We start from the raw sequence: 11,658 nt of genomic DNA on the forward strand, positions 1-11,658 counted from the left end.
GTCTTATGTCAATAAATCAGTTTTATGTCAATAAAAAGGAGTAGTTAAATAGGGATTTTCTTTCTTTATTTATCCATATCTTTTTTCATATTTGTTTGGCGGCAACTGTTATTATCTTTACACAAAACATCTTTTATATCTTCTATTTTTTCTTTTAATTTATTAATCATATCGTCGAATTCGTCGTTTTGTTTGCTTTCTTCGGTAACGATCGGAACCTGTTCGAATAGCTGTCCTTCGGCTTTTTTAGGCTCGGCGGCGGGATCTAAGACGGGCTGCTGTCGGGCACCGTCTTTATTTTGCGCGCCCGTTTGCGAAGGTAGCGGCACTAGCGCGGTCGCCAGTCTAGAATCGCCGTCTTGGCTTTGGGCGGGGTTGTCGCTTGAATTTATAAATTTCATAGCGACCACTACGACTAAAAAGATATTGATAAAAATCGCCGCATAAATAAGTATTTTTTTAGTTTTTTTGCCTTTTATTTCGTCGTCTTTATCAAGAAGTATATCCCTTAGCTCTTCGTTTTCCATTTCAGCTCCATTACATATGTTTTGACCAGCTTGCGCCGCGCTCTTTTTGATAGACCTTATACGGCAACGTCAAGATATTAAATTCTTTCGGTAGCTCCATCGTCGGAAACACTCTCCACTCTTTAACCAAGCGCGAACTAAGCAGCATAGATAGCTTATTTGCGATCTGATAGCCCTCGTTTAGCGTCGTGTGGCCTTTATGCACGTAGAGGTGCAGGTGCCCCGGCGTCTTGCTCTCGTAGGCGGTAAAATTTATAAACCCCTCCTCGCGGAGCAAAAGCTGAGCACGGTGCCAAAAGCGCTCAGGCATCCTACCGTTGTAGTCAAAGACGATATTTTCGACCTTGTCGCCAGGCAGTATCAGCGAGTGTGCGACGGTGATCTTGCCCTCGTCGTGATCTTTTATTACCTGATAGCTTAGAGGCTCGTTTATTAGCTCAAATTTATTAAAAAACGTCCGCCCCTTGTACTCGATCTTGCTTACGATATTGTCGCGTTTGATCCAGTAGTGGCTCGTGTTCATTTTGATTAGCGCGGTGTCTATGCTCTGCATCAATAAGTCGCCTTATCGTAGATGATAAATTTGCTCGCAAGCTCTTTTAGCTCGGCTTTTACCCTGCTTTGAAGCTCGGCATTATTGATATCGCTTAGCACGTCGGCGATTTTATTTGCGATGATCTCAAATTCCGCCTCTTTCATACCGCGGGCCGTAAGCGCTGGACTTCCGATGCGGATACCGCTCGTGATAAACGGACTTCTAGTTTCTCCAGGAACGGTATTTTTATTTACGGTTATGCCAGCATTTCCAAGAGCGATATCGGCGTCTTTACCGCTAAATTCACGGTTTAAAAAGCTCATTAAAACTAGATGGTTATCGGTGCCGCCACTAACTAGATCAAAGCCGCGTTTTACCAAAACTTCGGCTAGTTTTTTGATATTTGCTTTGACTTGCTTGGCGTAAATTTTCCACTCAGGGCTTAGGTTATGTTTAAAGCCTACCGCCTTTGCAGCGATAACGTGAACTAGCGGTCCGCCCTGGATGCCAGGGAAAATAGACGAATTTATCTTTTTGGCGTACTCTTCGTTGTTTGTCATGATGATACCGCCGCGAGGTCCGCGAAGGGTCTTGTGCGTAGTCGAGCTAACCACGTCGCAGTGAGGGAACGGACTCTGATGCTCTCCGGCTACGACTAGACCGGCAATGTGCGCCACGTCCGCAAAGAGTATAGCGCCTACAGCGTCGGCGATCTCGCGGAATTTCTTAAATTCGATCTCGCGCGTATATGCGCTTGCGCCGCACACGATCATCTTAGGTTTTACGATTTGCGCGATTTCCATCACCTTATCGTAGTTTATGCGTCCGTCAAGCTCCACGCCGTAGAAAAAGCTCTGATAAATTTTACCCGAACTGCTTACTTTTGCGCCGTGAGTTAGGTGCCCGCCGTGACTTAGATCCATGCCTAAAATTTTATCGCCGGGATTTAAAAGCGCGCCGTAAACGCCCTGGTTTGCCTGAGAGCCCGAGTTTGGCTGTACGTTTGCAAATTCGCAACCAAAAAGCTCTTTGCAGCGATCGATCGCTAGCTGCTCGATCTGATCGACGTATTCGCAGCCGCCGTAGTAGCGTTTGCCAGGATAGCCTTCTGCGTATTTGTTGGTTAGGATAGAGCCCATTACTTCCATTACTTCAGGGTAGGTAAAATTTTCGCTCGCAATCATTTCGAGGTGGTCGCATTGGCGTTTTAGCTCTAAATTTACTAAATCGAAAATTTCTTTATCGTAGCTTTGCAAACTCATTAATTCTCCTTGGTTTCGTTTTTTTGCGGTCTCATCGCGGGGAAAAGCACCACGTCGCGGATGGATTTTTTATTGGTTAGTAGCATCACGAGCCTATCTACGCCGATACCCTGACCCGCAGTAGGCGGCATCGCGTAGCCAAGAGCCCTCACGTAGTCCTCATCCATCTCGTGAGCTTCGTCGTCGCCGGCGTTTTTGGCTTCGATCTGTGAAGCGAAACGGCCGTACTGATCGATTGGGTCGTTTAGCTCGTTAAAGCCGTTAGCCAGCTCGCGTCCCGCGATAAACAGCTCAAATCTCTCGGCTATATCTGGATTTGCGTCGCTTCTGCGAGAAAGCGGGCTAATAGAAATCGGATAGTCGATGATAAAGGTCGGATCAGTTAGTTTACTCTCTACGTAGTTATCAAAAAGTTCGGCCTGCAAATGCCCCAAATCAAGCTTGGCGTTTGCCTCAAAGCCGTCCGCTTTGAGCTTGGCTAAAATTTTATCTTTATCGTCAATGATAGTTTCGTCTAGTCCGCCGATTTCTACGAGCGCTTTTTTGTAGCTTATGCGTTTAAACGGCTTGCTAAAATCGATCTGCATACCGTCAAATTCGATGATTTTAGGCATATCTAGTTTATCAAGAAGCACGTTAAATAGCTCCTCGGTTAGCCTCATCAAATCGTGATAAGTATGCCACGCCCAGTAAAACTCGATGCTCGTAAATTCGGGATTATGCGTTAGGTCCATACCCTCGTTGCGGAAATTTCTATTCATCTCGTAAACAGCGTCAAAGCCGCCCACGATGAGACGCTTTAGATAAAGCTCGGGCGCGATGCGTAAAAATCTCTCCACGCCAAGCGCGTTGTGAAAGGTTACGAAAGGCTTAGCGTTGGCTCCGCCCGGGATCGGGTGCATCATCGGGGTTTCGACTTCTAAAAAGCCCTTGTCTTCGAAAAATCTGCGAATCGTGCTAACGATAACCGAGCGGCGCTTAAAATCGGCCCTAACCTCCGGATTCATTATCATATCGAGGTATCTTTGGCGGTATCTAGTCTCTATGTCGGTTAGCCCGTGAAATTTCTCCGGAAGCGGCGAAATGGCCTTTGACGCCAAAGTTAGCTCGCTAACGTGCATAGAAAATTCGCCCGTTCTCGTGACGAAAGCATATCCGCGCACGTATACGATGTCGCCTACTTCGATATTTTTCTTTACGACCTTAAACCAATCCGGATCAAGCGTCTTGTTGCTAAAATAAATTTGGAGATTGCCGTCCTCATCCTCGATATTAGCAAATATCGCCTTGCCCGCGTCCCTGATGAGCTTAACGCGTCCGGCTAGACTTACCGACTGCCCTTCGGCGCTCTTTTCTTCGGTGTCTATTATATGTTTAAATTTGAGCCTAAATTTAGCTATATCCATATCACGGCGCAAAAAGTGCGGATAGGGATTTACGCCCGCGTTTCGTAGCTCATTTGCGGTCTCTAGCCTTTGGATTTCCAGTTGATTTTCAAATATCACCTCAATTGCCTTTTATATTATTTTTATTGCAATCTTCGCAAATTCCGTAAAGCTGCATCATATGCCCAGTTAGTTTAAATCCGTGCTCTTTTGCGATGCTAATTTGTCTTTTTTCGATAGTTTGATCCTCGAATTCTATGATTTTACCGCATTTTCTACATATCATATGATCGTGGTGAGGCTTAGTGGCGAGCTCGAATTTCTTACCTTGCGAGCCGAAGCTGATAGAGGTTACCATCTCGGACTCTTCTAGCAAATTTAGCGTTCTATAAACGGTCGCGATGCCGATATTTAGTTCTGGATGGCGCTCTTTTATAAATAGATAGAGTTTTTCCGGAGTAAAGTGTTCGCCGTTATTATAAAGCGTTTTTAGTAAAATTTCGCGTTGTTTGGTATATTTTAGCCCGCTGTCGCGCAAAACTCTTTTAAATTTTTCAAGCAACGCGTCGTATTCTAAATTTTCTATCATCATTACTCTCCTTTTTTCATATTTGTTTCGGTTGCGTTTTCATCCATTGAAATTAACGCGTCGGTTTTATTCATATCCTTAGGACGTTGTATCGCGACGTCTATATCGTTAGCGATTTTTTTGACGTCGATATTAGTTATCCACTTTCCGGCACTCAAAAGTACCGGATAGATCTTGCTATCTTTTACGTAGGGCTCAATTAGCGAATTTACGCCGGTACCGCTAGCTACGGCAAGTACCGCCGCAAAGGTTAAGAAAATTTTGGCGCTCCCTACGACGAATCCGCCCAACCTATCCAAAAATCCGAGCCCGCTTAACGCGAGCATCTTTGCTAAAAATTTTCCTATTAAAAGACAAATTAGCCAAAAAACGATCCAAAGCGACACGAAAGCTACGAACTGCAACGTCGAGCCATTGTCGAATTTGTATATATTTTCGTTTATAAATTTTTCCGCGACATCCGAAAATCTAGTGGCGATGACTAGACCGCCGATTAGGCCGATTAGGCCAAAAAGCTCTTTTATTAGCCCGTTTATTATACCCTTTACGCCCAAAATCAGCGTGAGCGCAACTACGGCGATATCGATCCAAGCACTAATTTCCATTGAGCGAAATCCCTAATATGTTTCCGAGTTCCTGTTGGGCCGTCGAGTAGCGCATCGCCATCTCTTTTGAAATATATCTATTTTGTATGGCTTTCATCATCGCTTGCGTTTGGGTACTCATGCCGGTTACTTGTTGATTTAGCTGCATTTGCGAGTAAATTTGATGCACTTTATTTTCGCGAACCAAGTTTGCTACGGCGTTATTGTTAATTAAAATTTCGTGTATAGCTACACGTCCGCCGCCGAGCTTCGGTAGCAAAGACTGCGAGATAACCGCCGTTAGCGATACGGAGAGCATATTTCGCACTTGTAATTGCTCGCCGCCTTCAAAGCTATCGATGATACGGTTAATGGTTTGGATGGCGGAGTTCGTGTGCAAAGTACCGAACACCAAGTGTCCGGTTTCGGCGGCCGTAATCGCCGTCGAGATCGTCTCTCTATCCCTCATCTCGCCGACTAGGATAATGTCCGGATCCTCGCGAAGTGCGGCTTTTAGCGCTCTGGCAAACGAAAACGTATCGGATCCCACGTTTCTGTGAGAGAATAACGCCTTTTTATTGCTATGGACGAATTCCACCGGATCCTCGACCGTGATAATATGTTTTCTTTCGTGTACGTTTATTTCATTTAGCATCGCCGCTAACGTAGTAGACTTTCCCGAGCCGGTAGGCCCCGTAACCAAAATTAAGCCTTTCTCGCGCTTAACTATCTCTTTAAAAATATTAGGGGCGTTTAGATCATCTAGCGACGGGATGTGTGTAGGAATAATACGGAATGCAGCGGCCAAATCGCCGTTCATAGTATAATAGTAGTTACCCCTGAAACGCCCGATATTGGGCAGTTCTATCGCGAAGTCAAGCTCTTTATTGTTTTCAAGCTCGCTTTTTTGCGCGTCCGTAATCATCGTATAGCAAATATCTTCTATATCTTGGCCAGTTAAAACTCCCAGTTCTAGCGGACGAAGCGTACCGTCGATCCTAATCTGCGGCTCTGAGCGAGACACTAGGTGCAAGTCGCTGGCCCTATTGTGAGCGACGGTTCTAAGCAAAGATTCTATGTCGGTGATTTTTCTGCGCGTAGTTTGCGCCGGTTGGGCAGGTTGCGATTGATGCGCGGGTTGTAAATTTTGTCCTTGATTTTCCATTTTTTTCCTATTCTATGATTTTTGGAACGACAAAGAAACGTCCTTCGCGAACGGGCGCGTTTTTTAAGATATTTTCTATCACGTCGCTTTGTTTCGCGGCATCGTCTCGCAACGGCGTTTTGCCGCCGAGAGCGCTTACGGCAGCGGTTTCGTTAGATAAATTTAACTCGCCCAAAACATCTACGAACGATAAAATTTCGCTTAATTGCCTTTTGATTTCATCTCGTTTTTCATCGCCGATTTTTAGCGACGAGAGCTTTTCTAATTTATTAAGAAGCGCGTCGTCGATTTGCATAAAATACCTTTATTTGCAAGATTTGGGCTAATTATAACACACTAATCTTTAATTTTGGTATGCTTTAAATTTATTTATGATACAATTACGAACTAAATTTTACAAGGACGAAATTTGGCTATACAAGAAAATTTGAATGATATCAGGCAAGAGATAGGCGCGCAAGAGCAGTTTTTAGAAAGTATCATTAAAGGCGAAAGAGCCTTTAAAAAATACAAAAAGCTAATAATCGCGGCTTTCGTAGTCGCGGTAGCCGCCGTAACTTGGACTTACGCGCAAAAATTTATCGACAAAGGCCGCGTAAAAGAGGCGAATGAAGCATACTCGAAACTAATCGCAAACCCGAGCGACGAGGCGGCTCTTAAAATTTTAAAAGATAAAGAACCTTCGCTTTACGCGCTTTATAAATTTAAACAAGACGCCCAAAAAGGCGACGTAAGCGGCGCAAAAGAGCTACTCGCCCTGCCGATAGATCCACTGGTTAAACAAATTATAAGCGCGCAAATAGGCGAGCAAAGCGGCGAAATTTTAGCTAATTACGACGCGCTTTTAAAAGGCTACGGTTATTTAAAGGAAAACAAAATTAGCGAAGCTAGGAGCGAATTTTCTAAAATTCCGCTAGACTCGCAGCTTAACAACTTAGTTAAAAATTTACAACACTATCAGGGAAACAAACAATGAAAAATTTTACTCTACTTCTAGCGTTTTTAGCGGCGCTAATTTTAAGCGGGTGTGGCACGAAAAGACAATATTTCGAGCCTGAAAACGTAACGGCAAAGCTTAGTCTTTCGCATAGCTTGCCTTCGTCGATCGCCAGCGTAAATAAAAACGGCGCGACGCTAAATAACGGCAACGTCGTTACCAAAGATGGTTTAAATGCGAACATTAAGCTCAACGAAGGATTTTGGCTACTAAATCAAAACGGAGGTCGCATAATATCGACTAATCTCGAAGGAGAGCTGGTTATTACCGGTACCGACGGTTCGGTCATTTACAGCTCGAAATTTCCTACCGCGATCGTGGCGGCTTCGACGGAAGGCAATCTGCTAGCCGCCGTAAGCGCCGAAAACCACATCTATTTAATCGATATATCGCAGGCAAGAACGCTGATGGAGTATAAATCATCCGAAATTTACGCGGTCGACTCGCGCGTAGCCTCTCCGCTTTTTATGGATACGCTAGTTATTTTCCCGTCGCTAGACGGTAAAATTTACATCGTCCAAAAAGATAGCGCACGTATTCTAAGAGACGTCGTAGTTAGCAGCGAACAGTTTTTTAACAACGTAACTTTCCTTGACGTAGTGGGCGAAAATATGATCGCGGCGACGGCTAAAAAAGTACTCGTCATCAACCCTCAAAAGACGCTTTACTACGACGGCGAGATCAAAGACGTACTCGTAAATAACGCCGATATCTATATCTTTAAAAAAGACGGCGTCGTAATAAAAACCGACCTAAAATTACAAAAGAAAAACGAAGCGCGCTTTAAATTCGCGATATTCTCAGGTGCTGCGATAACCGCGAATAACCTATTTATAGTAGAGAAAACCGGCTACGTTATCAAGACGGATTTAAACCTCTCAAATCCTAAAATTTACGAATTCGACACGGAAATTAAAGACAAAAATTTCATAGGCGCGAATGCGTTTTACTACGACGACGAGTTCGTAAATTTCGAGTAATGGATCAAAAAATTTACGCCCTTTTCGAAAAGGGTAAAATTTTCCTTAAAAATTTAAAGCGGGTAGATTTGTCGCAAATTAGCGCTAAACGCTCGCTTCAAGCATATCTGGGCGTAAATTTAAAAGGCTTTTACCAAATCGTTTTCATTAGAAACGCAAAAAGCAGACTACTCGTAAAAGAAGCGCGCGAAATAGACGAAATTTGCGCTAAATGCGAAGAAATTTCGCAAACTAAGATAACCAAACGCGCGATATTTTTTAACTCCGCTATCTGCTCGAAATCAAGCGAGTTTTTAAAACAAAACGGCTGGGTCTGCCATGATTTTATGTGATATCGGCAACACGAACGCCGCGTTTTTGCAAGACGGGAAAATTTCTCGCATGAGCGTGCGAGAATTTCGCGGCTACGAGCCCAAAGAAAAGGTCTATTTTATCTGCGTAAACGACGGACTTTTCGGTAAACTAAACGCTAACGAAAATTTCGTAAATTTAGAAAAATACTTCGACATAGATACGATCTATCAGGGGCTTGGCATCGACCGCATAGCCGCTTGCTACGGCATAAAAGACGGCGTAGTGGTGGATGCTGGCAGCGCAATAACGGTCGATATAATGGCAAATTCGATGCATCTAGGCGGTTATATAATGCCTGGGATTTCAGCTATGCTAGCGGCTTACGAGAGTATTTCGCCGCGCCTAAAAGTGCCGATTAATTCGCAAATCGATATCGACGCTCTACCCCAAAAGACCGCGGATGCGGTGAGCTACGGCATCTTTAAGCCCATCGTTACGCTAATCGAAAAGCTAGTCGGCAATAAAAACGTCTATTTTACCGGCGGCGACGGCGAATTTTTATCTAAATTTTTTAAAAACGCCGTCTGCGACAAGATGCTAGTCTTTCGCGCTATGCAAAAACTAATACGAGAAAAAGGGATAAAATGATAACCGTCGCTTTACCCAAAGGTAGGATCGCTGAGGATACATTGGCGATTTTTAGGGAAATTTTCGGCTCGAAATTCACGTTTGAAGATAGAAAGTTGATTTTAGACGAAGGAAATTTTCGTTTTTTAATGGTGCGAAACCAAGACATCCCGACTTACGTAACCGAAGGCGCAGCCGATATCGGCGTAGTCGGACTTGACGTACTTGAAGAGCATCGTCCGGACGTAGTGCGGCTGCTTGATCTTAAAATAGGCGTTTGCCGCGTCTGCGTGGGGATAAAAAACGAAGACGAACTAGATCTAACCAAACCCGAGCTAAAAATAGCTACTAAAATGCCTAATATCGCACGCGCTTATTTCGCGCAAAAAGCGATCGCGCTGAAAATCATAAAGCTATACGGCTCGATCGAGCTTGCGCCGTTGGTAGGGCTTGCCGACGCAATCGTGGACGTAGTAGAAACCGGCTCCACAATGAAGCAAAACGGACTAAAAATAGGCGAAACGATAATGCAAAGTTCCGCGCATCTAATCGCTAATAAAAATAGCTTTATTATAAAAAAAGATAAAATTTTAGAGCTTTATCATAAGCTAAAAGAAAAAATAGACTAAAATTTTCGGAATTTGCGAATAATTTGCGTGGCATTTCGGTAGTGCTTTTCTCAAAAAATATCACCCGCTTTCATAAAGTTTACGCGTAATTTTCTGCTTAATCATAAAATTTTACGTAAAATTTCGCGCAAGCGCAAATTTAAAAAATAAGCGGACAAAAGTGTCTAAATTTTAAATTTCCCACGCAAATATGTAGGGGTAAAGTAGGAATTTAAGCGCCCCGAAATCGTAAGGGGCGCATTAGGATTTATTTGTTTTGATCGATATAAGCGTAATCTGAAATTTTCGTCCATTCGCGAGCTTTTTTCATAAAGGCGCGCTGGGACTCGACAATCTCTTTAAATAGCGGATCTTTGGTGCTTTGTTCGTCCAGTAGCTCGTTAGTCGCCTTTTTAAGCGCGTCTAGCACGTCTTTGGGGAAGGATTTTACCTGAATGTCGGGATACTCGCTTTTCATCTTATCCCAATAATCTACGTTCATCGCAAACACCCTAGTATTCACGTTTTGCGCTACTTGCGCGGCGGCGGCTTCAAATATCGCTTGCAGGTCCGCAGGCAGCTTCTCGTACGTTTTTTTGCTTACAAAGAACTGCGTCTCGCCGCTAGGCTCTTGCCAACCGGTGTAGTAAAATTTCGCTACTTTGTGAAAGCCTAACGCCATATCGTAAGCCGGACTCACCCACTCGACCGAGTCGATAGTGCCCATTTCAAGCGCCATGTATAGTTCCCCCGGGGCTATCGTGTTGATATTTGCGCCCAGTTTCGCGTAAATTTCGCCGCCGAATCCGGGAATTCTAATCTTTAAACCCTGTAAATCAGCAAGAGAGTTAATCTCTTTTTTAAACCAACCGCCCATTTGCATGCCCGTATTTCCCGCGCGAAACACCTTAATACCGTAAGGATCGAACACCTTTGCCTCAAGCTCCTTACCGCCGCCGAAATCGTACCAAGCTTTAAGCTCGTCCGTGTTCATCATAAAAGGCACCGCCGTAAAGAACATAGTTTTAGCATCTTTGCCCTTGTAATAATAGCTAGCCGAATAGCCGATATCGTATTGACCGCTTTTTACGAAATCAAGCATCGCAAACGGCGATTTGTGCTTGGACGGATAGTCGATGCGGATCTCGATCCTGCCGTTACTAGCCTTTTCTACGATCTCTTTTAGCTCTTTGGGTACGTCGCCGAGTACGGGCATCGTACTCTCCCAAGTGCTGGCTAATTTTAGCTTATAGACCTTATCGTCGGCTCCCAACGCAAGAGTCGCGCAGGCTAAAAACCCCAGCGCAAGCGCGCGAATTTTCATATTATTCTCCTTTTTACGAAATTTAAGCGCCATTATAGCGCGCAAAAGCTTACTATTTATTTTAACTTAACCTTTCGTTTGCCGTCGCGCTTTAAAATTTGCGAAAATTTCAGACGGAGGCGAAAATGAAGCTTTTAAAATTTTGGATTTTATGCGCGCTTATCGTTAGCGGCGCGTTTGCGAGAGATGCGGGTTTTGGCGGATATTTCGGCTTTTACTCCGGCGGAGATTGGGACGATCGCGGACGCAGATACGAATTTGACCGCAGAGATTACGATAGAGGCGGAGCGTATAGGCGTTTTAGGCACGAGCGGGCGCCCAGAGGATACGACTATGCGCCGCCGCCCCCTCCGCCGCCTTACGGAGCTAGGCGCTACGAAAGAGATAGATTTATGCCACCTCCGCCTCCTTATTACGGCGGCGGACGTTACGGACGAGATATACTCGTACTTCCGCCTTCGCCGCAAGACGTTTGGAAGCAGCGAGATCGCCGCTGGGACAGATAGTGAAAAAAATTTTACTAGCGGCGTTGCTTTGCCTAAATTTATGCGCGCAAAATATCGTTAACGGCGAAGCAGCGATTATTTTTAGCCCGTCTAATTTAGCGGGAAATTTAAGCATAGACGGCAAACCCGCAAAGTGGCTAGACGCGCCTAATAATAAAAAATTAAAATTCGCGCTCGTAGTCGCCGATTATTACAAAACGGGCGAAATAGTCGTAACAAACGAGCTAAACGGCAAAATTTCAAGGCAAATTTTTAAAGTTGTAAAAGGCGATTAC

The 11,658-nt window shown here is 44.4% G+C and carries 15 protein-coding genes and 1 pseudogene; 7 read left to right on the top strand and 9 right to left on the bottom strand.

What is annotated here, in order from left to right; all coding sequences use genetic code 11:
- Positions 1–65: 65 nt before the first annotated feature.
- From QZ147_RS05940 to gatC, 8 genes are read right to left on the bottom strand one after another with little or no spacing between them, the layout of a single operon-like run.
- The gene (locus tag QZ147_RS05940; protein ID WP_295148135.1) at positions 66–527 is read right to left on the bottom strand and encodes a hypothetical protein; all 462 of its coding nucleotides are present in this window, start codon (positions 525–527) and stop codon (positions 66–68) included.
- Between the two features lie 10 nt (positions 528–537).
- Entirely contained in the window at positions 538–1,080 is a 543-nt protein-coding gene (locus QZ147_RS05945) for a DUF1882 domain-containing protein (protein ID WP_295148136.1), read from the bottom strand.
- The gene (locus QZ147_RS05950) at positions 1,080–2,324 is read right to left on the bottom strand and encodes a serine hydroxymethyltransferase (protein WP_295148138.1); all 1,245 of its coding nucleotides are present in this window, start codon (positions 2,322–2,324) and stop codon (positions 1,080–1,082) included. Before QZ147_RS05950 ends, QZ147_RS05945 begins: the two co-directional genes overlap by 1 nt.
- Positions 2,324–3,826 (bottom strand): lysine--tRNA ligase, encoded by a 1,503-nt coding sequence (lysS, locus tag QZ147_RS05955; protein ID WP_295148169.1) that lies wholly within the window; start codon positions 3,824–3,826, stop codon positions 2,324–2,326. The genes QZ147_RS05950 and lysS overlap by 1 nt, the downstream gene beginning before the upstream one ends.
- 4 nt (positions 3,827–3,830) lie before the next feature.
- The gene (locus QZ147_RS05960; RefSeq protein WP_295148140.1) at positions 3,831–4,301 is read right to left on the bottom strand and encodes a Fur family transcriptional regulator; all 471 of its coding nucleotides are present in this window, start codon (positions 4,299–4,301) and stop codon (positions 3,831–3,833) included.
- On the bottom strand, positions 4,301–4,903 hold the full coding sequence (locus QZ147_RS05965) for a CvpA family protein (RefSeq protein WP_295148142.1): 603 nt from the start codon (positions 4,901–4,903) through the stop codon (positions 4,301–4,303). Before QZ147_RS05965 ends, QZ147_RS05960 begins: the two co-directional genes overlap by 1 nt.
- On the bottom strand, positions 4,893–6,047 hold the full coding sequence (locus QZ147_RS05970; RefSeq protein WP_295148145.1) for a type IV pilus twitching motility protein PilT: 1,155 nt from the start codon (positions 6,045–6,047) through the stop codon (positions 4,893–4,895). Before QZ147_RS05970 ends, QZ147_RS05965 begins: the two co-directional genes overlap by 11 nt.
- A gap of 7 nt (positions 6,048–6,054) precedes the next feature.
- Positions 6,055–6,342, bottom strand: coding sequence for an Asp-tRNA(Asn)/Glu-tRNA(Gln) amidotransferase subunit GatC (gene gatC, locus QZ147_RS05975; RefSeq protein WP_295148147.1), 288 nt, complete (start codon positions 6,340–6,342; stop codon positions 6,055–6,057).
- Between the two features lie 114 nt (positions 6,343–6,456).
- Here gatC and QZ147_RS05980 point away from each other — a divergent pair, with 114 nt between their 5' ends.
- The 5 genes from QZ147_RS05980 (at position 6,457) to hisG (ending at position 9,574) form a co-directional block, all read left to right on the top strand.
- A complete protein-coding gene (locus QZ147_RS05980; protein ID WP_295148150.1) occupies positions 6,457–7,023 on the top strand; it encodes a hypothetical protein in 567 nt (188 codons plus the stop codon).
- A complete protein-coding gene (locus QZ147_RS05985; protein WP_295148152.1) occupies positions 7,020–8,024 on the top strand; it encodes a PQQ-binding-like beta-propeller repeat protein in 1,005 nt (334 codons plus the stop codon). The genes QZ147_RS05980 and QZ147_RS05985 overlap by 4 nt, the downstream gene beginning before the upstream one ends.
- 68 nt (positions 8,025–8,092) lie before the next feature.
- On the top strand, positions 8,093–8,356 hold the full coding sequence (locus tag QZ147_RS05990) for a hypothetical protein (protein WP_295148155.1): 264 nt from the start codon (positions 8,093–8,095) through the stop codon (positions 8,354–8,356).
- On the top strand, positions 8,343–8,966 hold the full coding sequence (locus QZ147_RS05995; RefSeq protein ID WP_295148157.1) for a type III pantothenate kinase: 624 nt from the start codon (positions 8,343–8,345) through the stop codon (positions 8,964–8,966). Before QZ147_RS05990 ends, QZ147_RS05995 begins: the two co-directional genes overlap by 14 nt.
- Positions 8,963–9,574, top strand: coding sequence for an ATP phosphoribosyltransferase (gene hisG, locus QZ147_RS06000; RefSeq protein WP_295148160.1), 612 nt, complete (start codon positions 8,963–8,965; stop codon positions 9,572–9,574). The genes QZ147_RS05995 and hisG overlap by 4 nt, the downstream gene beginning before the upstream one ends.
- Before the next feature lie 247 nt (positions 9,575–9,821).
- Here the strand turns inward: hisG and dctP are convergent, their stop codons facing one another.
- Positions 9,822–10,877, bottom strand: coding sequence for a TRAP transporter substrate-binding protein DctP (gene dctP, locus QZ147_RS06005; RefSeq protein ID WP_295148163.1), 1,056 nt, complete (start codon positions 10,875–10,877; stop codon positions 9,822–9,824).
- A 125-nt stretch (positions 10,878–11,002) separates the two neighbouring features.
- On the opposite strand from dctP, the gene QZ147_RS06010 reads away from it, so the two are divergent.
- Both QZ147_RS06010 and QZ147_RS06015 read left to right on the top strand, forming a co-directional pair.
- On the top strand, positions 11,003–11,383 hold the full coding sequence (locus QZ147_RS06010; protein ID WP_295148166.1) for a hypothetical protein: 381 nt from the start codon (positions 11,003–11,005) through the stop codon (positions 11,381–11,383).
- A pseudogene (locus QZ147_RS06015) lies at positions 11,383–11,658 on the top strand (M23 family peptidase); the annotation flags it as partial. The gene QZ147_RS06010 and the pseudogene QZ147_RS06015, both read left to right, overlap by 1 nt.

Origin of the sequence: uncultured Campylobacter sp., from assembly GCF_905371695.1 — a bacterium.
GTDB lineage: Bacteria > Campylobacterota > Campylobacteria > Campylobacterales > Campylobacteraceae > Campylobacter_A.